The sequence below is a fragment of the Streptomyces sp. NPDC001828 genome (assembly GCF_042892175.1).
GTDB lineage: Bacteria > Actinomycetota > Actinomycetes > Streptomycetales > Streptomycetaceae > Streptomyces.
On the sequence record NZ_JBIATV010000010.1, the window covers coordinates 159,351 to 181,972 of the forward strand.

General features: G+C 71.3%; 18 protein-coding genes. 9 read left to right on the plus strand and 9 right to left on the minus strand.

The window, feature by feature from the left end; genetic code table 11:
- Positions 1–249: 249 nt before the first annotated feature.
- Positions 250–3,264, minus strand: a complete 3,015-nt coding sequence (gene uvrA, locus ACFYZA_RS26480) for an excinuclease ABC subunit UvrA (RefSeq protein WP_382588883.1) — start codon at positions 3,262–3,264, stop codon at positions 250–252.
- A 217-nt stretch (positions 3,265–3,481) separates the two neighbouring features.
- On the opposite strand from uvrA, the gene ACFYZA_RS26485 reads away from it, so the two are divergent.
- From ACFYZA_RS26485 to ACFYZA_RS26495, 3 genes are all read left to right on the plus strand, one after another.
- The gene (locus tag ACFYZA_RS26485) at positions 3,482–4,171 is read left to right on the plus strand and encodes a maleylpyruvate isomerase family mycothiol-dependent enzyme (RefSeq protein WP_388493087.1); all 690 of its coding nucleotides are present in this window, start codon (positions 3,482–3,484) and stop codon (positions 4,169–4,171) included.
- A gap of 21 nt (positions 4,172–4,192) precedes the next feature.
- Positions 4,193–4,849 (plus strand): MBL fold metallo-hydrolase, encoded by a 657-nt coding sequence (locus ACFYZA_RS26490; RefSeq protein WP_382588887.1) that lies wholly within the window; start codon positions 4,193–4,195, stop codon positions 4,847–4,849.
- Between the two features lie 234 nt (positions 4,850–5,083).
- A complete protein-coding gene (locus ACFYZA_RS26495) occupies positions 5,084–6,370 on the plus strand; it encodes an MFS transporter (protein WP_388493201.1) in 1,287 nt (428 codons plus the stop codon).
- Positions 6,371–6,390: 20 nt separating this feature from the next.
- Here the strand turns inward: ACFYZA_RS26495 and ACFYZA_RS26500 are convergent, their stop codons facing one another.
- The 5 genes from ACFYZA_RS26500 to ACFYZA_RS26520 form a co-directional block, all read right to left on the minus strand.
- On the minus strand, positions 6,391–7,371 hold the full coding sequence (locus tag ACFYZA_RS26500) for a TerC family protein (RefSeq protein WP_388493089.1): 981 nt from the start codon (positions 7,369–7,371) through the stop codon (positions 6,391–6,393).
- A gap of 278 nt (positions 7,372–7,649) precedes the next feature.
- Positions 7,650–9,569, minus strand: a complete 1,920-nt coding sequence (locus ACFYZA_RS26505; protein WP_388493090.1) for a TerD family protein — start codon at positions 9,567–9,569, stop codon at positions 7,650–7,652.
- A 174-nt stretch (positions 9,570–9,743) separates the two neighbouring features.
- A complete protein-coding gene (locus ACFYZA_RS26510) occupies positions 9,744–10,322 on the minus strand; it encodes a TerD family protein (RefSeq protein ID WP_382588893.1) in 579 nt (192 codons plus the stop codon).
- 169 nt (positions 10,323–10,491) lie between these two features.
- On the minus strand, positions 10,492–12,624 hold the full coding sequence (uvrB, locus tag ACFYZA_RS26515) for an excinuclease ABC subunit UvrB (RefSeq protein ID WP_388493092.1): 2,133 nt from the start codon (positions 12,622–12,624) through the stop codon (positions 10,492–10,494).
- Between the two features lie 51 nt (positions 12,625–12,675).
- The gene (locus ACFYZA_RS26520) at positions 12,676–13,542 is read right to left on the minus strand and encodes an MHYT domain-containing protein (protein WP_382588897.1); all 867 of its coding nucleotides are present in this window, start codon (positions 13,540–13,542) and stop codon (positions 12,676–12,678) included.
- A gap of 238 nt (positions 13,543–13,780) precedes the next feature.
- Between ACFYZA_RS26520 and ACFYZA_RS26525 the strand changes: the two genes are divergently transcribed.
- Positions 13,781–14,332, plus strand: coding sequence for a methylated-DNA--[protein]-cysteine S-methyltransferase (locus tag ACFYZA_RS26525; RefSeq protein WP_382588899.1), 552 nt, complete (start codon positions 13,781–13,783; stop codon positions 14,330–14,332).
- Between the two features lie 73 nt (positions 14,333–14,405).
- Positions 14,406–15,704, plus strand: coding sequence for an MFS transporter (locus ACFYZA_RS26530; protein ID WP_388493094.1), 1,299 nt, complete (start codon positions 14,406–14,408; stop codon positions 15,702–15,704).
- A gap of 43 nt (positions 15,705–15,747) precedes the next feature.
- Here the strand turns inward: ACFYZA_RS26530 and ACFYZA_RS26535 are convergent, their stop codons facing one another.
- A complete protein-coding gene (locus ACFYZA_RS26535) occupies positions 15,748–16,158 on the minus strand; it encodes a cupin domain-containing protein (RefSeq protein ID WP_382588903.1) in 411 nt (136 codons plus the stop codon).
- Positions 16,159–16,340: 182 nt separating this feature from the next.
- On the opposite strand from ACFYZA_RS26535, the gene ACFYZA_RS26540 reads away from it, so the two are divergent.
- Positions 16,341–17,255, plus strand: coding sequence for a pseudouridine-5'-phosphate glycosidase (locus ACFYZA_RS26540; RefSeq protein WP_388493095.1), 915 nt, complete (start codon positions 16,341–16,343; stop codon positions 17,253–17,255).
- The gene (locus tag ACFYZA_RS26545) at positions 17,252–18,172 is read left to right on the plus strand and encodes a carbohydrate kinase family protein (protein ID WP_388493096.1); all 921 of its coding nucleotides are present in this window, start codon (positions 17,252–17,254) and stop codon (positions 18,170–18,172) included. Before ACFYZA_RS26540 ends, ACFYZA_RS26545 begins: the two co-directional genes overlap by 4 nt.
- Positions 18,173–18,354: 182 nt before the next feature.
- Here ACFYZA_RS26545 and ACFYZA_RS26550 read toward each other — a convergent pair whose 3' ends face one another.
- Entirely contained in the window at positions 18,355–19,017 is a 663-nt protein-coding gene (locus ACFYZA_RS26550) for a uridine kinase (RefSeq protein ID WP_388493097.1), read from the minus strand.
- Between the two features lie 553 nt (positions 19,018–19,570).
- Positions 19,571–20,302 carry a hypothetical protein gene (locus ACFYZA_RS26555; protein ID WP_388493098.1) on the minus strand — a complete coding sequence of 244 codons (732 nt, stop codon included), beginning with the start codon at positions 20,300–20,302 and terminating at the stop codon, positions 19,571–19,573.
- Positions 20,303–20,407: 105 nt separating this feature from the next.
- Between ACFYZA_RS26555 and ACFYZA_RS26560 the strand changes: the two genes are divergently transcribed.
- Positions 20,408–21,127: a DUF2293 domain-containing protein gene (locus ACFYZA_RS26560; protein WP_388493202.1), complete on the plus strand. Its 720-nt coding sequence runs from the start codon at positions 20,408–20,410 to the stop codon at positions 21,125–21,127.
- Positions 21,128–21,266: 139 nt separating this feature from the next.
- Positions 21,267–22,613 (plus strand): MFS transporter, encoded by a 1,347-nt coding sequence (locus ACFYZA_RS26565; protein ID WP_382588913.1) that lies wholly within the window; start codon positions 21,267–21,269, stop codon positions 22,611–22,613.
- The last annotated feature ends 9 nt before the right edge of the window (positions 22,614–22,622 follow it).

Below are 22,622 nucleotides of genomic sequence, written 5' to 3' on the forward strand. Positions count from 1 at the left end.
GCGTGGCCGGTCGCGCAGTTCCCCGCGCCCCTGAAAACCCCGGTCTAGTCTGCGGACCGTACGCGGCCACTCGCGCAGTTCCCCGCGCCCCTGGCCGTGCCGGTGCTGGTCCGCGTCGGCATCTTCAGCCCGTCCGGCGTTTGAGGACGAGCGTCGTTCAGGCGCGAACGGGGGCTGGGGCGGAGCCCCGGGACGCCCGCCCCTCCCCACCCCCGGAGGGTCTAGGGAAGGGGCGGGGAGGGGAAAAACTCAGGCCTTCCGAGCCCGCACCGCCTTCTTCGCCGGCGCCGCCTTCTTCGCCGCACCAGCACCCCGCGCAGCCACCTTCGGGGAGGCCACCTTGCCGGAGGCCGCCGCCTTCTTCGCCGGCGCGACCCGCTTCGCGGACTTCCGCCCCGGCGAAGACGCCGCGTCACTGATCCGGTCCGCCCCCAGAATGTCCCGCAGGAACTTCCCGGTGTGGCTGGCCGGCTCCGAGGCGACCTCCTCGGGCGTGCCCTCCGCGATGACCAGGCCACCCCCGTTGCCGCCCTCGGGGCCCATGTCGACCACCCAGTCCGCCGTCTTGATGACGTCCAGGTTGTGCTCGATGACGATCACCGAGTTGCCCTTGTCGACAAGACCCGAAAGCACCTTGATCAGCTTCGAGATGTCCTCGAAGTGCAGCCCGGTGGTGGGCTCGTCGAGGACGTACACCGTGCGCCCCGTGGACCGCTTCTGCAGCTCGGACGCCAGCTTCACGCGCTGGGCCTCACCGCCCGAAAGGGTCGGCGCGGACTGCCCGAGCCGGACGTACCCGAGCCCGACCTCGTTCAGCGTCCGCAGGTGACGGGCGATCGTCGGAACGGCCTCGAAGAACTCCAGGCCCTCCTCGATCGGCATGTCCAGGACCTCGGCGATGGACTTGCCCTTGTAGTGGACCTCCAGGGTCTCCCGGTTGTAGCGCGCCCCGTGGCAGACCTCGCACGGCACGTACACGTCCGGCAGGAAGTTCATCTCGATCTTGATCGTGCCGTCGCCCGAGCAGTTCTCGCAGCGGCCGCCCTTGACGTTGAAGGAGAACCGGCCCGGCAGATAACCCCGGACCTTCGCCTCCATCGTCTCGGCGAACAGCTTGCGGACGTGGTCGAAGACGCCGGTGTACGTCGCCGGGTTGGACCGGGGCGTACGGCCGATCGGCGACTGGTCCACGTGCACGACCTTGTCGACCAGGTCGTCGCCGTCGACCCGGGTGTGCCGCCCGGGCACACTGCGCGCCCCGTTCAGCTCGCGGGCCAGGTGCGTGTAGAGGATGTCGTTGACCAGCGTCGACTTGCCCGAGCCGGAGACGCCCGTGACGGCGGTCAGCACACCGAGCGGGAAGGAGACGTCGATGTCGCGGAGGTTGTTCTCCTTCGCGCCGTGCACGGTGAGCCGGCGCGAGGGGTCGACGGGACGGCGCACGTCGGGCAGCGGGATCGACCGCTTGCCCGCCAGGTACTGCCCGGTCATCGACTCCTTGTTGGTGAGCAGCTGCTTCAACGGCCCGCTGTGGACGACCTTTCCGCCGTGCTCACCGGCGCCGGGGCCGATGTCGACGACCCAGTCGGCCACCTTGATGGTGTCCTCGTCGTGCTCGACCACGATCAGGGTGTTGCCCATGTCGCGCAGGCGGACCAGCGTCTCGATCAGACGGTGGTTGTCGCGCTGGTGCAGCCCGATCGACGGCTCGTCCAGGACGTAGAGCACGCCGACCAGGCCGGAGCCGATCTGGGTGGCGAGCCGGATGCGCTGGGCCTCGCCGCCGGAGAGCGTGCCGGCCGCGCGGTTGAGCGAGAGGTAGTCGAGGCCGACGTCGACCAGGAACTTCAGCCGCTCGTTGACCTCCTTCAGGACCCGCTCGGCGATCTTCTTGTCGCGGCTGTTGAGCTTGAGCTTCGCCAGGAAGTCGGCGCAGTCGCTGATCGACATCGCGGCGACCTCGGCGATGGACCGCTCCATCACGGTGACCGCGAGGACCAGGGGCTTCAGGCGCGTGCCCGCACAGGTCGGGCAGGGCACCTCCCGCATATAGCCCTCGAAGCGCTCGCGGGCGCCGTCGGTCTCCGCCTCGGAGTGACGCCGCTTGACGAACGGCACCGCGCCCTCGAAGGCGGTGGTGTACGCCCGCTCGCGCCCGTACCGGTTCCGGTAGCGGACCTCGATCTGGGTCTTGTGGCCGTACAGGAGCGCCTTCTTGGCGCGCTGCGGAAGGCCGGCCCAGGGGATGTCGGTGCGGAAGCCCAGCTCCCCGGCGAGCGCCCCCACCAGGCGGGCGAAGTAGTCCTTGGTGTGGCCGAGCGACCACGGCGAGACCGCGCCCTCGTCGAGGGACTTGTCCTCGTCCGGGATGATCAGGTCGGGGTCGACCTCCATGCGGGTGCCGATGCCGGTGCAGTCGGGGCAGGCGCCGAACGGCGAGTTGAAGGAGAAGGAGCGCGGCTCCAGCTCCTCGAAGGACAGGTCGTCGTAGGGGCAGTACAGGTGCTCCGAGTACATCCGCTCGCGCTCGGGGTCGTCGGCCGCCAGGTCGACGAAGTCGAGCACGACCATGCCGCCGGACAGGCCGAGCGCGGTCTCCACCGAGTCGGTCAGGCGGCGCTTGGCGCCGTCCTTCACGGTGAGGCGGTCGATGACCACCTCGATGGTGTGCTTCTCCTGCTTCTTCAGCTTCGGCGGCTCGGCGAGCTGGATGGTCTCCCCGTCGACCCGGGCCCTGCTGTAGCCCTTGGTCTGGAGGTCGGCGAACAGGTCGACGAACTCGCCCTTGCGCTCGCGGACCAGCGGCGAGAGCACCTGGAAGCGGCTGCCCTCCGGCAGTTCGAGCACCTTGTCGACGATGGCCTGGGGCGACTGGCGCGAGATGGGCCGGCGGCACTCGGGGCAGTGCGGCTTGCCGATGCGCGCGAACAGCAGACGCAGGTAGTCGTAGACCTCGGTGATGGTGCCGACCGTCGAGCGCGGGTTGCGCGAGGTCGACTTCTGGTCGATGGAGACCGCGGGCGACAGGCCTTCGATGAAGTCGACGTCCGGCTTGTCCATCTGCCCGAGGAACTGGCGGGCGTACGAGGACAGCGACTCGACGTACCTGCGCTGACCCTCCGCGAAGATCGTGTCGAAGGCGAGCGAGGACTTGCCCGACCCGGAAAGACCCGTGAAGACGATGAGGGAGTCGCGCGGCAGGTCGAGCGAGACGTTCTTGAGGTTGTGCTCGCGCGCGCCACGGACGATGAGACGGTCGGCCACGCCGGTCCGCACCTTTCATAGGGAGAGGGAGCTGCAGGACCCCCGTCCAGGGTAGGGGGGCCGCCGCGGTGATGTCGTTGATTCTTGGATGAATCCGGACAGGTTCCCCAACACTTCCGAGGAGGAACCCATTCCCGAGCGTATAGCACGTGCATTCGATTTACGGACTCGTCCGCCCACCTTCACCCGGACGAGTGGCGGGGCTATCGTCGGCGCCATGATTGATCACGCGCGCGACCTGGCCTCTGTACGCGAAGCCACCGAACGGCTGCTCACCGCAGCCGCCGCACTGGACAACGCCTCCGTCGCCGAGCCGTCACGGCTGCCCGGCTGGAGCCGCGGCCATGTGCTGGCCCATATCGCACGGAACGCGGACGCGCTCGTCAACGTCCTGGCCGGGCGGCCCATGTATGCGGACGCCGAGACCCGGGACGCCGACATCGACCGCGACGCGCCCCGCCCGCTGGACGTCCAGCTCGCGGACGTGCGCGACAGCGCGGCCGGCTTCCAGGCGGAGGGCGAGCGGCCCGCCGACTGGTCCCGCACCGTCGAGCTGCGCAACGGCGTGACGGACGCCGCGGCCCGCGTGCCCTTCCGGCGGCTCGTCGAGGTCGAGCTGCACCACGTGGACCTCGGGATCGGCTATGAACTCGAAGACCTCCCCGAGGACTTCGTCCGCCGCGAGACCGACTTCCTCACCGCGCGGTTCGCCGGCCACAAGAGCCTTCCGTCGATCGCCCTGAGCGACGACACCGGCCGCACCTGGACCACCGGCGGCGGCGCCGGGGGCGGCCCCGTCCAGGTGAGCGGCCCCGCCGCGGACCTCGTCGGCTGGCTCGCCGGACGACGCGACGGCGCCGCCCTGAAGGCCACCGGCGGAACGCTGCCCGCCCTGCCCCCGCTGTGACCCCGGCGCTAGGCTGAGGCCATGACGTACAGCGGAGCGGTGAAGGCCGGCGGTCCCGCCGATGTGCACGAGTTGACCGACCTGATGATCTCCAAGGTGGAGGTCGGCGCGATGGGCAACAACGCCTATCTGCTGCGCTGCCGCAACACCGGCGAGCAGCTGCTCATCGACGCGGCCGCCGACCCGGCGACGCTGCTCACGCTGATCGGTGACGACGGCATCGCGTCCGTCGTCACCACGCACCGCCACGGCGACCACTGGCAGGCGCTCGCCGAGGTCGTCGCCGCGACGGGCGCGCGCACCTATGCGGGCCGCTACGACGCCGAGGGCATCCCCGTGCCGACCGATGTGCCGGTCGAGGACGGCGACACGATCAGGGTCGGCCGCGTCGAGCTCACCGCGCGCCACCTCGTCGGCCACACGCCGGGCTCGATCGCCCTGGTCTACGACGACCCGCACGGGCACCCCCATGTGTTCACCGGCGACTGTCTCTTCCCGGGCGGCGTGGGCAACACCTGGAAGGACCCGGAGGCCTTCGCGAGCCTCATCCGCGATGTCGAGACCAAGCTCTTCGACACCCTGCCGGACGAGACCTGGGTCTACCCCGGCCACGGCAACGACACCACGCTCGGCGACGAGCGCCCGCACCTGCCGGAGTGGCACGCGCGCGGCTGGTAGCCACCGCCCGGCGGCGGGCTCCGCCGCCGGTCCCGGGGAGGGAACCGGCCCGTTCGGTGCGCCGAAGATGTCCATGCCCCGATGGTGGCACCCGCCACTGACAATCGGCCGGGCGAGCGTGCTCCCGCCCGCCGCCCGCCGAGCCCCCGCGCGCCCCCGTAACGCATGATCACCCCGGGTAGTTGGCGCGACATGCGCACCACCACTCCCCCGCGGTCCCCCGCTCCCCCTTCGATGCTCCGCCTCGCGGCGGCCTCGCTCGCGGGCACCGCCATCGAGTTCTACGACTTCTTCGTCTACGGCACGGCGGCCGCCCTGATTCTGGGCCCGCTGTTCTTCCCCACGTTCTCCGCGGTCGCGGGGACCCTGGCCGCCTTCGGCACCTTCGGGGCCGGCTTCCTGGCCCGCCCCCTCGGCTCGGTCGTCTTCGGGCACATCGGCGACCGCTACGGGCGTCGCCCGGTCATGTTCGCCTCGCTCACCCTGACCGGCCTCGCGACGGTCGCGGTCGGCTGTGTGCCCTCGTACGCCTCGATCGGCATCACGGCGCCCGTACTGCTCCTGGTGCTGCGCTTCCTGCAAGGGCTGGGGCTCGGCGGCGAGTGGGGCGGCGCGGTGCTGCTCACGGCCGAGCACGCGCCCGCCCACCGGCGCGGTCTGTGGACGAGCTTTCCGCAGATCGGCCCGTCCCTCGGCTTCCTGCTGGCCAACGGGATCGTCCTCGCCCTGTCCGCCGGTCTGACCGACGCCCAGTTCCGCGACTGGGGGTGGCGGGTGCCGTTCTGGGGTGCCGGGCTGCTCGCGCTCGGCGGTCTGCTGCTGCGGACCTCGCTCGCCGAGACCCCGCAGTTCCACGCGATGGGCGAGCCGGCCGGGCTGCCGCTGCTCGAAGTGGTGCGCGGGCACTGGCGGTTGGTGCTGCTGACCGCGGGCGCCCTCGCGATCGGGTACGCCGTCTTCTATTCGGTGTCGACCTGGTCGCTCGCGTACGCGACCGAACGCCTCGGAGTCGACCGCACCGTGATGCTGACGTGCGTCATGGCCGCCGTCGCGATCATGGGCGTACTGACACCGTTCGCGGCGCTGCTCGGCGACCGCTACGGGCGCAGGCCGCTCTGTCTGGTGGGCTGCGCCGCGACGGTGGTGTGGATGTTCCCGATGGTGGCGCTGCTCGCGACCGCCCAGCCGCTGTTGATGTTCGCCGGGTTCCTCGGTGCGATGCTCGCGTTCATCTCGATGTTCGCGGTGATCGCGGCGTATCTGCCGGAGCTGTACGAGCCGAGGGTGCGCTGTACGGGCGCCGCGGTCGGCTACAACCTGGGCGGGGTCCTCGGCGGCGCCCTCACCCCGATCGTGGCGACGGCTCTGTCCCGCGGCGACGGCCCGCCGTGGGGCGTCGCCGCGTATCTGACCGGCATCGGGCTGCTGAGCCTGGCCTGTTTCGCGCTGCTGCCCGAGACCCGGCCCGCGCCGGTGGCGCAGCCGGGTCCCGGGGCGGAGCCGGAGGCGGCCCCGGCGTAGGGGCCGCCTCGCTGCCGAGGTCAGGCGCCGATGCTGTCCTTGTGCGGCTCCTCGGCCGCCGCCTGCTTCTTGGCGGCGACGAGGCTGGTGATGGTGGTGATGACCAGCACACCGCAGATGACGCCCAGCGAGACGGGGATGGAGATCTCCGGAACGTTCACCCCGTTCTCGTGCAGGGCGTGCAGCACCAGCTTCACGCCGATGAAGCCGAGGATCACCGACAGGCCGTAGCTGAGGTGGACCAGCTTCTTGAGCAGTCCGCCGATCAGGAAGTACAGCTGACGCAGACCCATCAGGGCGAAGGCGTTGGCGGTGAAGACGATGTACGGGTCCTGGGTGAGGCCGAAGATCGCGGGGATCGAGTCCATCGCGAAGAGCACATCGGTGGTGCCGATGGCGAGCATGACGACCATCAGCGGTGTCATGACCTTCTTGCCGTTGTTCCGCACGAACAGCTTGGTGCCGTGGTACTTGTCGGCGACGCCGAACTTCTTCTCGACGGACTTCAGGAGGCGGTTCTCCTCGAACTCCTCCTCCTCGTCGCCGGAGCGCGCCTCCTGGATGAGCTTCCAGGCGGTGTAGATGAGGAACGCGCCGAAGATGTAGAAGACCCAGGAGAAGTTCGCGATCACCGCGGCACCGGCCGCGATGAAGATCGCGCGCAGTACGAGGGCGATCAACACGCCGAAGAGCAGCACCCGTTGCTGGAGGTGCGAGGGCACCGAGAACTTCGCCATGATCAGGATGAAGACGAAGAGGTTGTCGACGCTGAGCGACTTCTCGGTGATGAAGCCCGCGAAGAACTCGCCCGACGCCTGGCCGTTGCCGAAGAACAGCAGGCCGAGGCCGAAGAGCGCGGCCAGCACGATCCAGACCACGGTCCAGATGCCGGCTTCCTTGACCGATACGTCATGGGGCTTGCGCCCGATGAAGAAGTCGGCCGCGATCAGGGCACACAGACCAAGGATGGTCAGTACCCACAGGGTCATTGAAACGTCCACTGCGCCTCCGGCGTCGTACGGCTACTGATCAGCGTCGTCGCTGCCGGAGGTCTCTTCCACCCGGGCGCCTTCCCTCGCACCGCGGGCCGGCGCCCCGGGACCCGTCCCGTGGGTCCGTATTGACGGGAACGCCGCAGTCGGGAGTACTCCCCTCCGCTGGGAAGAAGCCTACCCGAATAACCAAGAGAAGGTAAAGAGATTGGTAAAGAAAGGCCAAATGGCCAGGTCAGAGGCGGCCGGTCTGGTCCTGACGGCGGAGTGGGCCGGCGGGCGGAACCTCAGCGCGGCCAGGCCTCGCGGGCCTCGCCGACCTGGCCCAGGACCTGCTCCACCACGCGGCTGCCGGGCGGCGCGAGGGGCGGCTCGTACGTCCAGGCGTGTCCCACCCACGGGTCGGCGAGGTGATCGTCCGGGACCGGCGTCAGGCGCAGCAGCGAGCGCCACAGCGGCTGGAGGACCGGTCCGTACTCGCTGGCCTCCTCGCGGTCGGCGACCATCAGCAGATGCACGCCGACCGAGGGTCCCTCGTCGGCGAGATAGCGCAGCTGGTTGAGGGCGCGGTCGTCGAAGCCGTGCGGAAAGTCGTTGACGATCAGCAGTTGCTCGGCGGTGTCCATGCCGGGCGGCAGCGCGTCCGCGCCCGCCCCTGCCCGCACCGCCATCTGGACCAGGTCGACCCGCTCGGTGAGCCTGGCGAGGACCTCGGACACTCCGGCCGCGCCGGCCGCGGGCGGCGCGGCGAGCACCCCGGACCGGGTGAGCGGGGCGAGCCGGGCGGCGGCGGAGCCTGCCGGGTCGATGACGTGGACGGCGAACTCGTGGGCCGGATAGACCGCGAGCAGCCGGGCCGCGACCGCCACGGCGGTGTCCACCGCGAGGCCCTTGATCTGGTCGGGGTCCATGAAAACGGCCTCGTCGGAGCCACCGCGCCCGGAGTCGATCCACAGACCGCGCTCAAGGGGCAGCCGGACCAGCATCGGAATGCGCAGCTCCGGCTGCTCGGGCAGCCGCAGATCGCCGATGCGCAGGGCCATCGGAAGCTCCATCGGCACCCGGTAGGCATGCCACACCGGGTTGTCCCAGCGGGCGTACGCGGGCGGAAGCGCGGGCTCGACGACCTCGGACTCGGCGCTCAGCTGGGCTAGATCGCGGTCGAGCGCCTCCTTGGCCCGCCCCACCAGGTCCTCCCGCTTGACCCGGGCCTCCTCGCGCGCCCGGTCCCCGGCGACGCCCATCCGGCCGCGCGGATCGGACAGGGCGCGGTCCAGCTCCTGCTCCATCCGCGAGTCCGCGAAGTCGACGGCACTGCGATAGGCGGCGACGGCCCGGGCCAGGTCCTCGAACATGCCCCACACCTGGTTGTAGAGCCGCTCGTCCATCGACCAGCCACCGGCGTCCCCCGCGACGGGCCGGGCGGGCTCGCCGGGGGCCGCGGGCGGCGCGACCGGGGCGGGCGCCGGAGGCGTGCTGGTCTGGCGCCTGGGGTGCGCGTAGTTGATGGGGCCGCCGTCCCCGACGGCCTGCGGCGCCAGGCCCGCAGGCGGCTCGGCGCCGACCGGAGCGGGCCCGCCGGCCGCGCCGGGCCCGGGCGTCCGCACCCGAGCGTCGTCACTCGTACGGGGTGGCGGGGCGGCCACCGAGCGGGAGGCGCCGAGCGCGATCGCGTCCTGGATGGCGGCGGCGAGGGGGCCCGCCTCGGGCAGGCCCTGGTCGGCCAGCAGATCGGCGAGCCCGCCCGCGTACCCCTGGCCGATGGCGCGGATCTTCCAGGCGCCCTGGCGGCGGTAGAGCTCCAGGGCCACGACGGCCGACTCGGCGCCGAGGCCGGTGAGGGTGAAGCTGGCGATCTCGGTGCCGTCCAGGCCCGTGACGGCGACGAACGGCGCGGCCACCGCCGCGAACCGGCTGGGCCCGGCCGTGCCGAGCGGCAGCGCGAGCAGCACGTTGACCCGGTGTACGCCCTCGCCCAAGGCCTCCAGGTCCACCGCCAGGCGGTGGTCGGCCGCGGCCTGCCGGGAGACCTCGAGGCCGGGCAGGGTCGGTGCGCCGGGATGGGCGACGCGCTCCACCCCGTGCACCCTGCCCTGCTCGTCGCCGAGGGTGGCACCGGCCACGATCGGGGTGCCGGCCGACACCCGGATCTCCAGTCGGGTCTGGGGCAGGGGGTGATTCTGCCCCCGTACCAGCTCGGCCGTCATCGCCTCTGTCCCCTCGTCGAGTTGATGGTGGTGCGGGTGCCGCGCGGGCGGTTGTGGTGCAGCTCCCGGCGGCGTCGTGCCTCCGGGAGCTGCGGTGCTGCGGTGCTGCGATGTTCGGTGCCGCGGTGCCGTGTTCGGTGCAGCGATGTCCGGTACCGCTGTACCGGGGTGCGGTCAGAGGTGCGGCAGGATCGCCGGCATCAGGTCCTGGAAGGTGCGGCCGTTGGCCGGGTTGCCGATGGCGGTCATCTGCCAGCCGCCGCCCGCGCGGTGCACCTTGGCCATGATCTGCGCCGTGTACTGACCGCCGCCGTCCAGCGTGTAGCGGGCCAGCTCCTGGCCGTTGGTCTCGTCGACCAGGCGGCAGAACGCGTTCTGCACCTCCTGGAACGTCTGGCCGGTGAACGAGTTCACCGTGAAGACGATCTGGTCGATGTGCACCGGCACGCGCGAGAGGTCGACCAGGATCGACTCGTCGTCACCACCCTGCCCGGCACCGCCCACGAGGTTGTCACCGGTGTGCCGGACCGAGCCGTCGTCGCTGACGAGGTGGCGGAAGAAGACCACGTCGACGGGCTGCTTGTCGGCGAAGAGCACCGCCGAGGCGTCCAGGTCGATCTCCTGCGTCCGCTTGCCGAACAGGCCCCGGCGCGGAGCCGCCTGCCAGCCGAGCCCCATCCGCACCGCGGTCAGGGTGCCGCCACCCTGCTTCTCCAGGCTGATGGCCTGACCCTTGGACAGATTGACCGTCACGCGCTGTCCCCTCTCCCCATGTGTCGTTCTTGACATGCTTTGCGTTGTTGTACGTTCTCGCGCCCGACCCTACGCAGTCGCGCGGGCCGCGCGCCCGCGCGGGGGCCATTTTGTGGCGGTGTTGCAACACACCGCGCAGGCACGGCACCGGCCCCCGCAACCGGACGCGTCAGGCGAGACCCGCCTCCTTCATCTGGCGGAGCTCCTTCTTCAACTCGCCGACCTCGTCGCGCAACCGGGCCGCCACCTCGAACTGGAGATCCGCGGCCGCCGCCCGCATCCGGTCCGTCATCTCCTCGATGATTCCCGCCAGTTCGGCCGCGGGCCGGTCGGTGAGCTCCTTCTTGGCGCCCTTGGCGCCCTTGGCGCCCTTGGCCGCCTTGCCGCCGAGCGAGGGCACCGGCGCCTTGGCGGCCTTGCCCTCCTTGCCCTGGCGGTATCCGGTGCCGAGCAGCTCCTCGGTGTCGACCTCCTCGCGCGCGATGGTCGCGGCGATGTCGCTGATCTTCTTGCGAAGGGGCTGCGGGTCGATCCCCTTCTCCTTGTTGTACGCGATCTGCTTCTCGCGGCGCCTGTTGGTCTCCTCGATGGCCTTCTCCATCGCCGGGGTGACGCGGTCGGCGTACATGTGGACCTGGCCGGAGACGTTTCGCGCCGCACGGCCGATGGTCTGGATCAGCGAGGTGCCCGAGCGCAGGAAGCCCTCCTTGTCGGCGTCGAGGATCGACACCAGGGAGACCTCGGGCAGGTCGAGGCCCTCACGCAGCAGGTTGATGCCGACCAGGACGTCGTACTCGCCGGCCCGCAGCTCGCGCAGCAGCTCGATGCGGCGCAGGGTGTCGACGTCGCTGTGCAAGTACCGCACCTGGATGCCCAGTTCCAGGAAGTAGTCCGTGAGGTCCTCGGCCATCTTCTTGGTCAGGGTGGTGACCAGGACCCGCTCGTCCTTCTCGGTGCGCTGGCGGATCTCGTGCACCAGGTCGTCGATCTGGCCCTCGGTGGGCTTGACCACGACCTCCGGGTCGACCAGGCCGGTCGGGCGGATGATCTGCTCCACGAAGCCGTCGCCACGGGAGAGCTCGTACTTGCCCGGGGTGGCCGACAGATAGACGGTCTGGCCGATGCGGCCGAGGAACTCCTCCCACTTCAGCGGCCGGTTGTCCAGCGCGGAGGGCAGCCGGAAACCGTGGTCGACCAGGGTGCGCTTGCGCGATGCGTCGCCCTCGTACATCGCGCCGATCTGCGGCACCGTCACGTGCGACTCGTCGAGGACGAGCAGGAAGTCCTCGGGGAAGTAGTCGATCAGGGTGTTGGGCGCGGTGCCGGGGTCGCGGCCGTCGAAGTGCATCGAGTAGTTCTCGACGCCGGAGCAGCTGCCGATCTGGCGGAGCATCTCCAGGTCGTACGTGGTGCGCATGCGCAGCCGCTGGGCCTCCAGGAGCTTGCCCTGCTTCTCCAGCTCCGCGAGCCGCTGCTCCAGCTCCTTCTCGATGCCGTTGACGGCCTTCTCCATGCGCTCCGGGCCCGCCACGTAGTGGCTCGCGGGGAAGACGTACAGCGACTGGTCCTCGCTGATGATCTCGCCGGTGATCGGGTGGAGGGTGGACAGGGCCTCGATCTCGTCCCCGAACATCTCGATGCGGACGGCCAGTTCCTCGTAGACCGGGAAGATCTCGATGGTGTCGCCGCGTACCCGGAAGGTGCCGCGGGCGAACGCCATGTCGTTGCGCGTGTACTGGATGTCGACGAAGCGGCGGAGGAGCTGGTCGCGGTCGATCTCCTCGCCGACCTTGAGCGGGACCATGCGGTCGACGTACTCCTGCGGGGTGCCGAGGCCGTAGATGCAGGAGACGGAGGCGACCACGATCACGTCACGCCGGGTGAGCAGCGAGTTGGTCGCCGAGTGACGGAGGCGCTCGACCTCCTCGTTGATCGAGGAGTCCTTCTCGATGTAGGTGTCCGACTGCGGGACGTACGCCTCGGGCTGGTAGTAGTCGTAGTACGACACGAAGTACTCGACGGCGTTGTTGGGCAGCAGCTCGCGGAACTCGTTGGCCAGCTGGGCGGCCAGCGTCTTGTTCGGCGCCATGACGAGCGTGGGGCGCTGGAGCTTCTCGATCATCCAGGCAGTCGTCGCCGACTTTCCGGTACCGGTCGCGCCGAGCAGGACGACGTCCTTCTCACCTGCACGGATGCGCTTCTCCAGCTCGGCGATGGCCGCCGGCTGGTCACCGCTGGGCTGGTAGGGACTGACGACCTCGAAGGGCGCCACCGTACGTTCGATCTTGGAAACGGGCCGCATGCAACCACCGTACGACCCGCCACTGACAATCGCGGTCCGACCGGGATCCGCTCACCAGTCGTGCGGTGAGGCGGAGCCCTCGCGCGGGGGCTCGGACGGCGCCCAGCTGGTGCGCTCGGGGAAGGACGGGCGGTGCCGGGGCACGGGGATCGCACGCGGCGGGCGCTTCTCCCAGTCCGGCTTGCCCATCACCACCAGCGGGTCGAACATCACGACGACCCCGGCCAGGACCAGGAAGGCGACCGGCCCGATCAGCATGGGCGCGAGCAGCGCGGCGGACGACTCCCCGCCGGCCGGCGCGCCGGCGCCGCCGCCGTGCAGCTGGACGCTGAGCGCGGCCATCCCGGTGTAGTGCATGCCGCTGACCGCGACGCCCATGACGAGGCTGGCCCCCAGGCTGGCGAGGAAGCCGTGCACGGAGACCGCCGCCCACAGGGCGGTGGTGGCGGCCACCACCGCGATCACCACGGAGACGCTGACGACGACGGTGTTGTACTGGAACTCGCCGTTCATCCTGATCCCGGCCATGCCCAGGTAGTGCATGGTGGCGATGCCGAGGCCCGTGATGGTGCCGCCGGTGACCAGCGCCATGGGGGTGGCGCCCCGGTAGCCGACGATGAAGACGCCGATGCCCACCATCACGATCGCCACGGCCAGGCTGGCGAAGGTGATGCCCCGGTCGTAGCCGAACGGCACCTCGTGGACCGAGAAGCCCATCATCGCGATGAAGTGCATGGTCCAGATGCCCGACCCTATGGACGTGGCGCCGAGCGCCAGCCAGGCGGCCTTGAAGGAGCGCCCGGCCCGTAGCGACCGCGCGGTGCAGCGCAACCCCAGCGCTCCTCCGAGGCAGGCCATGATGAACGCCGCCACCGGCGTCACAAGGCCGTAGCTGAATCCGTCGACCGTCCCGTGCATACTCGTGTGCCCTTCACCCCGCGCCGACTGAAGAGGCCCTACTCCTGGTGCGACCCTGGCTCGGGGCGACATTAGGGCTCGCTGCCCGACAGGCAAACATTCTCCGGGCAATTTATCGACTCCGGGCACACATGGCGTCGCCATCCGGACGGATCCGTTCGCTTCGGGACCCCCGCTGCCGGGTCACGGGGCCGCCGGGCACCCGGCGTTGTCAGTGGCCGGTCGTACGGTGGTCGGCATGAACAGCAATGCTCGGTTCGTCGAGTGGGCCGTCGTCGGGAGCGACATCGGCCCCCTGTTCCTGGCCGCGACCGGCCAGGGCCTGGTCAACGTGGTGTTCCACGCCGATGAGACCGTACGCGACCGGGCCCTGCGGGCCCTCGCCACCCGGTTCGGCACCGAGCCGGCCCCGGCCGTGCCCGGCGGCCCGGGCCCCCTGGAGGAGCCCATACGCCAGGTCGAGGCCTACTTCGACGGCACGCTGCGCGCGTTCACGCTGCCGCTGGACTGGTCGCTGTCGTCCGGCTTCAACCGCGAGGTGCTGCGCGAGCTCGCGGCCGGGGTGCCGTACGGGACGGTGGTGGGGTACGGCGACCTGGCCGACCGGGTCGGCAAGTCCGGTGCGGCGCAGGCGGTCGGCGCGGCCATGGGGTCGAACCCGCTGCCCGTGGTGGTCCCCTGCCACCGCGTGGTCGAGAGCCACGGCGGCCTCGGCGGATTCGGCGGCGGCCTGGAGACCAAGCGGCAACTGCTCGCCCTCGAAGGGGTACTTCCGCAACCCCTGTTCTGAGCCGTATCGCGCGCCTCCGCACTCCCCCGGCCCAGCCGTTTCCCGTGCCCGGCCGGGCTGGCACACTGCGCCGGTGACCACACTCCCCGACGCCCGCCGTGCGGTGCCCGACGCGACGGCGCTGCCCGCCGTGCGGCGCCGCATAACCGCCGTACTGATCGCGAGCCAGATACTCGGCGGGCTCGCGAACGCCACGGGGATCGCCCTGGCCGCGGTGCTGGCCGCCGAGACCAGCGGCAGCCAGGCCCTGGCAGGGCTCGCCTCCGCGGCCATGGTGGCGGGGCCCGCGCTCCTCGCGATGCCGCTGGCCGCGCTGATGACCCGGCGCGGGCGCCGGCCCGGCCTGGTGCTCGCCTATCTCCTCGGCGTGCTCGGAGCGGCAGTCGTGGTCACCGGCGCCGTGCTCGTCAGCTTCCCGCTGCTGCTGATCGGCATGGCCGTCTTCGGTGCGGGCTCCCTGGGCAACCTCCAGGCCCGCTACGCCGCCGCCGACCTCGCGGAGCCCGAGCGGCGGGCCCGGGCCATCTCCACCGTGGTCTGGGCGACGACGATCGGCGCCGTGCTCGGCCCGAACATCGCCGCCCCCGCCGGCCGCAGCGTCACCCGCTTCGGCATACCGGCGGCCGCCGGCCCGTTCGTCTGGGCGGCCGGCGTGTTCCTGCTGTCCGCCGTGCTCGTCGGCGTACTGCTGCGGCCGGACCCGCTCCTGACCGCGCGGGCCCTGGACGGCGGCGCCGCTCACTCCGCAGCGGCCCGGTCGCTGCGGGCCGGGGTGAACGCGATCAGGCAGTCGCCGCGGGCCCGCCTCGCGCTCGTCACGGTCGCCGTGTCGCACACCGCCATGGTGTCGATCATGTCGATGACGCCGGTCGCCCTCACCCGGCACGGCGCGGACATCCAGCTGATCGGGCTCGTCATCAGCGTCCACATCGCGGGCATGTACGCGTTCTCACCCGTGATGGGCCGGCTCGCCGACCGGCTCGGGCGCCTCTCGGTGATCGGCCTGGCGGCCGGACTGCTGTGCTGCGCCGCCCTGTTGGCGGGCACGGCGGGCGCGAGCCACGGGCAGACCATGGCCGGGCTCTTCCTGCTCGGCCTCGGCTGGTCGGCGGGGCTCGTCTCCGGCTCGGCCCTGCTGACCGACTCGGTGCCGGGCCCCGCCCGCGCCGCCGTGCAGGGCCTGTGCGATCTGACCATGAACGTGTCGGCGGGCCTCGGCGGCCTCGCCGCCGGCCTGATCGTGGCCCGCGCGGGCTACGGCTGGCTGAACGCGGCCGGAGCCGCGCTCCTGCTGCCGATGGCGGCCCTCGCCCTGCTCACCTCAAGGCGCCACGGCACGCCGGACAAGGACCGGGCGCCCGCCGCGGACTGAACACCAGGGGCCCGACCGCCCTCGGACTGGACGCGACGGCCCGCTACAGACTGATGTGGTACGCCTTGCGCAGCGTCTCGTGGACGGTCCATGTGGTGCGGTCGCCCTCGCGCAGCACGCAGGCGCTCCCGGGGCCGACCTCCAGGGTGTCGCCGCCCGCCACCTCGATGGTGGCCCGCCCGCTGACGACCACGAACAGCTCGTCGGCCTCGGTGTCGGTCACCACGCCGGGCGTGATCTGCCAGATGCCGCGGATCTGCTTACCGTCCGCCGACTCCCACAGCACCTTCCCCGTCACCTCCGGCGCGCCGGACACGATCTGCTCCGGGTCGAGCGGCTCGGGCTCCAGCTCGGCGTCGGGGATGCGTACGGCGAAGGACGCGGGCCCGAGCGGGCCCCGGTCCTGGGGCTCGGGGCTCGTGGATGCGTCGGGGGCCTGGTCCGTGGTGCTCATGACCGGTCAATGTAGCCGTGCCCGGCCCGGTCTTTGACCGACAGGACGACCAGGTCCCCGGGCCGCCGCACGACAGTCTGTCCAGCGCGTCCCCTCACCCGGTGCGGGGGCGATGAAACCGGGTTCTTCGGAGCGGAGTTGAGAAACGTTTACCCGTCTTCCGGACGTGCCAGGGATGGGGCATGCCTTTTGACGACGTACGTGATGAGACAGCGGTGTCGGAAGAAGTGAGGACAGCTCTTGACGAGGGGCGGCCGGTCGTCGCTCTGGAGTCGACGATCATCTCGCACGGCCTCCCCCGGCCGCGCAATCTGCGCGTCGCCCGCGAACTGGAGCAGCTGGTACGCGACCGGGGCGCCGTTCCCGCGACCATCGCGGTTCTGGACGGGCGGCCCCTGGTGGGCCTGGACAAGGCGCAGTTGGAGCGGGTGGCCAACGAGGAGCTGCGCAAGCTCGGGCACCGCGATCTGCCGATGGCGATCGCGGCCGGCGCGAGCGGGGCCACCACCGTGTCGGCCACCGCGTTCCTTGCCGCGCGGGCGGGCCTGCGCGTCTTCGCGACCGGCGGCCTCGGCGGCGTACACCGGGACTGGACCGAGACGCAGGACGAGTCCGCGGATCTGCGCCTGCTCGCCACGGCTCCCCTCGCGGTGGTGTGCGCGGGCGTGAAGTCGATCCTCGATGTGCCGGCCACGTTGCAGCGCCTCGAAACGCTCGGGGTCCCGGTGGTCGGCTACGGCACGGAGCGCTTCCCCGGGTTCTACCTGACCAGCTCCGGCGAGCCGGTCGACTGGACCGTGCGCACCCCGCAGGAGGCGGCCGGCGTCCTGCGGGCCCATCGCTCGCTCGGGCTCGAATCGGCGGTGATCGTGGCCAACCCCGTCCCGGAGGCCGACCAGCTCGACCCCCGGCTGCACGACGAGGTGCTCGCGTCGGGCCTCGCCGCCTGCCGCGCCGCGGGCATCACGGGCCAGGCGGTCACGCCCTTCCTCCTGCGCCACCTGGTCGAGCACACGGACGGGGCGTCGTTGGAGGCGAACGTGGCGGCGGTACGCGGGAACGTGCGGCTCGCGGCGGACATCGCGGCGGCGCTGTGAGCGGAGCCGCGGGCGGCCACGCGGGTGGCGGGCTCCTGGTCGTCGGGGACGTGGTCACCGATGTGGTGGCCCGCCACCGCGGCCCCCTCGCGCCGGCCACGGACACGCCGGCCGACATCCGCACGGTGCCGGGCGGGGCGGGCGCCAACGCGGCCTGCTGGGCGGCCCGTTCGGGCTGTCCGGACGTGCGGCTGCTGGCCCGGGTGGGCCAGGACGCGGCCGGCTGGCACGACCTGCGGCTGCGCCGCTCCGGCGTACGCCCTCTGCTCATCCCGGACGCCGACGCATCCACCGCGACCGTGATCTCCCTGGTCGACACGGCGACGGCGGAACGCACCTTCCTCACGGACAGCGGCGCGGTCCACCGGATGAACCCCGCCGACTGGTCGCCCGACCTCCTCGACGGCGTCGCCCACCTCCACCTCTCCGGCTATCTGCTGTTCGCCGAACCGTGCCGTCAACTGGCCGTCCTGGCGCGGGAGTCGGCCCGTGCGGCCGGTGTCACCGTGAGCCTGGATCCGGCGTCGACCGGCTTCATCGGCACACTGGGCGTAGAAGAGTTCCTGGCCCTGGCCCAGGGAACCGACGTGCTGCTCCCCAATGCGGACGAGGCGTCCTTCCTCACCGGACTGCCCGAACCGGCCGACGCGGCGGTCAAGTTGAGCCGCCGGTTCCCTCTGGTGGCGGTCACCCTGGGCGCGGCCGGAGCACTGGTGGCCGTGGCCGGGGAGGTCGTCGCGAGGGTGGCGGCGCCGGAGGCCCGTGCGCTGGACTCCACGGGCGCGGGCGACGCGTTCACCGGCGGCTTCCTCGCCGCCCGCCTGCGCGGCGCGACCCCGGCGGCGGCCGCCGAGGCGGGATGCCGGGCGGGTGCGCTCGCGGTGGGGGTGGTGGGCGGGCGGCCGGGGGCGGAGTAGGGGGTGCAGTGAGAACGCGGGTTGGGTGGTAGCGGGAGCGTCCGGCTGACGGATGTCAGAGATCAGAATCTGTCATCCGTCATCCGCCCACGCACATCCGCCATCCGTCAGCCCTCGGCCGCGCCCTCCGCCTCCCCGCACTCGGCCTCCCCGCCCTCGGCCCTCCCCGCGCTCCGACCCCGTCACCCCTCGTCCGCCCCTCCCGCCCCTCCCGCCCCTCCCCAAGCCGGATGCCGAGGGTCGTCGACCCGCACCACGACATCGGCCGCCTCGGTCGGCCGCACCTGCGACTCGTACCGCTCGAAGGCCGTCAGCGTCCAGCGCTCGCCCTCCTCGGTCCGGCGGCGCAGCGCGGGCGGTGACAGGCGCAGATGGACGGTGAGGTCGAAGGGGAACCAGTGGCCCAGGAGCAGCGGGCCGTGCACGAGCAGGATGCCTCCCTCGGGGAGGGTCGTGTACGGGCTCCGGGTCGCCCGGTCCGTCGCCGGGTCCCACAGGTCGGGCAGCACCCTGCCCGTGCCGCCCGGGTCCAGCGGCCCGAAGACCTCCCGCCACAGGGCGCCCGTGTCGAACCAGCCGTCGTAGTAGGTGTCCGGGTCCTGGCGCCCGAATTCGAAGCGCAGCGAGGCGGGCCGCAGGAAGCCCTCGGTGGAGAGGGCGAGGACCGGCCGGCCGCGGGCCCTGAGGACTTCGGCGATGCGCCGGGACAGCTCTTCGGGGTGGGCGGCGGGCGCCCCGTCGATGGCGATGCGCAGCCAGGGGCCGCCGTCGGCCGCCTTCAGGCCCGTGGCCCGTTCGGCGAGGGCGTCGGTCAGCCGTTCCCAGGTGATCGCTTCGAATCGCACGCCCCCATCATGCGCGGTGACCGGGTGTGCGGGCCTCGGAAGGACGGCGGGCCCGGAGACGACGGCGGGCCCGGAAGAACGACAGTGGGCCCGGGAGAACCGCAGTGGGCCCGGAATCGAGGGCGAGCGTCCGGAACAGGAGCGGGCCCGGAGGCGTAGCCGGCCCCCGGGCCCTGGGTGGTGCCACCGCGACTGCACACGCCGGTCCGCTTGAGACCCAGGTCAGTCTTAAGGCGTCGCGTCCTGCCTTTGGACCACCGCGGATCGGTAGGGAATGCGACTGGAGCTCCGCGGGCCGGACTTGAACCGGCAATTCGACGCACAGCGGCCTGGGCCGGTTGGTTCCGGCGATCGGTGGCGCTTGCTGAGTCTGGAGCGAGAGTCTGAGATTGATGGCGGACGCGTGATGCGCGGCCGTACCGTCACGACGAGCTTCAGTTTCAGCTTTGCGCTCCTGGCGCACCCGGCCGTGCTGTGCACGGCCGGGAGTCTTGGGTTATCGCGTGCTGACGCGACAAGGCGTGCTCATCGGAAGAAGCTCATCCGAAGAGGCTCATCCGAAGAGGTAGCCGAACACGGCGTCGCCGACCCGCTGGTCGGTGACGTCGATGCCGTTGGCCTCCTCGCGTGCGAACTTCACCGCCTGCTGCAACTTCTCGACGCGGGCGACGAGTTCATTGACGCGGCGGGCGGGCAGTGCGCCGGAGAATTTCACGGTCGTCCAGTATCCGACCGGCACGTCCTCGTAATACACCTCGACCTGTGCCGGATGTTTGTCGGTGGCTTCCGCCTTGACGTGGTTGCGGGGCACCTTCTTGGTGCGCAGCGTCCGTACCGGCTCGGTCTTCCAGGAGTCGGTGGAGGGGTCCTGCACCCACGATTCGGCGGCGTCGAGCACGGGAAGCCGGCGCACGAAGGCGTTGATGTCCGTCAGCTGCTTCTCCAGGAAGAGCAGGTACGAGACGGGCGCGGCGGCCAGGAGGACCCGCCCGTCGACGGTGATGTCGGCGCGCGCCTCGCAGTTCGCCCAGTCCTTGGTGGCGGTCACGTCGAAGAGCCGGGTCAGGGTGGCGGCGGTGTCGCGCAGGACGTCCTCGGACTTCACCTGTACCCGGGTGGACTCGGGCGGGAGCTGCTCGCCCTCTTCGTCCTTGGGCTGATAGGTGCGGGAGATTCCGGCCAGCAACGCGGGCTTGTGCAGCCCGTGCTGAGCGGCCGTCAGGTCCTGGTGGGACTTCGACTTGATTCCCTTTTCGACTGCGATGATCTGATTGAGTTTCGCCACGTGGGAAAACGTAGCAATCTCAATCGGGCTCGTTCCACTGGTTATTGGGCGGGGAATGACAGAAGGGAACGACAGGGCAAGGGAGTTGCGCAAGGAGGGGTCCCCATTCTCGTCATACAGCCCCGGCACCACCATCGGTGCGGTGGATGCGGCCGCGCCCCGCTGAGGCATCTCGTCGTGGAGTCGGGGTCGCCGCTCTGTCTGGACTGTGCGGACCTGGGTCATCTGGTCTTCCTGCCGCGCGGCGACGCCGCGCTCACCCGCCGCGCCCGGGCGGGCAGTTCGCTCTCGGCCGTCGTGGTGCGCCGCGACCGGCGTCGGCGGCGCTATGAGCGCCAGGGTGTCTTCGTCGAGGAGCCGGCGCTGGCCGCGGCGGAGGCCGCCTGTCTGGCCGACGCGGAGGCGCGGGCCCGTCGGCGGGCCCGGGACGCGGAGCGCCGGGCGGCGCGGGACGTGCTGTTCACCGCGGCTCTGGCCGCCGAGATCCTGCGTCTGTTTCCGGGTTGTCCACCCGAGCGGGCCCGTGACATCGCCGGGCACGCCTCGGTGCGGGGAAGTGGCCGGGTGGGCCGGTCGGCGGCGGGGCGGGCGCTGGACGCGGAAGCGGTGACGGCCGCGGTGCGGGCGTCCGTCCGGCATCTCGACACGGAGTACGACGCGCTGCTCATGGCGCGTGTTCCGCACAGCAAGGCGCGGGCGCGGGTGGCCGCCGCGATCGACGCGGTCCTGGCCGCCTGGGCGGCGGGCGGGGTGTGCGAGCTGCCCGCCGGGGCGCCGGACGAGGTAGCCTCCAGGGTCGCGGAAGGCCAGCCTCCAGTTGCGTAAGAATTCCATTCACTCACAGTTCTTTCGCATAGAACGATTCCCATCCGGGGCTCGGTCAGGGCAGGATGGCTGCGCTCGACCCAAGCCGCCCGTCCCCCGCCGCCCCGGCGGGCCCATGCCCAAGGCGAGGTAACAGCCGATGCCGAAGCCGGCCACCGTGGAATCCGATCCACCAGAGCAGCTCGCCCCGTCGCTCGACGAGGCCCCCCTGCGCCCGTTCCACCTGAGGGTGACGGCGACCACGTTCGGGGCGAACTTCTCCGACGGCTACGCGCTCGGCATGATCGGCGCGGTGCTCGCCACCCTCACCGACGCCCGGCACCTTTCGGGCGTCTGGCAGGGCCTGCTCGGCGCCTCGGCGCTGATCGGGCTCTTCTTCGGCAGCATCGTCCTCGGCCGGGTCGGCGACATCATCGGCCGCCAGAAGCTGTACATCTACAACTTCGTCCTGATCACCGTCGCCTCCGCGCTCCAGCTGTGGGCCCGGGACCCGGCGCTGCTGTTCACCCTGCGCGTGCTGATCGGCTTCGGGCTCGGCGCGGACTACGCGGTCGGCCCGACGATGCTGTCCGAGTTCGCACCCCGCAGACTCCGGGGCGTGCTCCTCGGCTCCCTCACCGTGATGTGGACCGTCGGTTACGTGATCGCGGGCATCCTCGGCACCTATCTCGGGAAGTCGGAGGGCTCCGCCTACCTGCTGCTCGCGTCGGGCGCGGTGCCCGCGCTCCTGGTGCTGCTGCTCCGCTTCGGTACGCCGGAGTCGCCGAGCTGGCTGATCAGCCAGGGGCGGGTCGCCGAGGCGCGGGCCATCGCCCGCAGGTATCTGAAGGCGGAGCTGGGCACGGCCGAGACGGCCCCGGCCGAGCGGCGTACGAGCACGACGGCCGCGTACCGGGAGCTCTTCTCGCCGGGCCAGGCCAAGCGGACCTGGTTCGGCACGGTCTTCTACAGCGCGCAGGTGCTGCCCTACTTCGCGATCTACACCTTCATGCCGACCATCCTGGCCGCCCTGCACGTCCCCGACCCGGACCTGCAGAATCTGCTCCTCAACCTCTTCCTGCTCGGGGGCGGTGTCATCGGCCTCTGGTTCCTCCAGAAAACGGGCCGCCGCCCCTTGACGATCGTCACGTTCGGCATCATGACGGCGGCGCTGACGCTGATGGGCGCCTTCGCGCATGCCTCCACGATCGCCCTCATGGTGCCGTTCCTCGTCTACACCTTTGTGATGGCCGGCGCTTCAAACCTCACCCAGGTGTATCCCGCCGAGCTCTACCCCACGCATCTGCGGGCCACCGGCGTCGGCTTCCTCAACGGCACGAGCCGCATCGCGTCGGCCGTCGGCACGTTCATCCTGCCGGTGAGCCTGGAGCACCTCGGCCTCAGCGGCTCCATGTACTGGCTGGCGGCGGTGCTGCTCGTCGGCATGCTGGTATCGCTGGCGTGGGCCCCCGAGACACGGGAGTCGGTGACGACGTCCGGGGGCTGACCGCCTCGG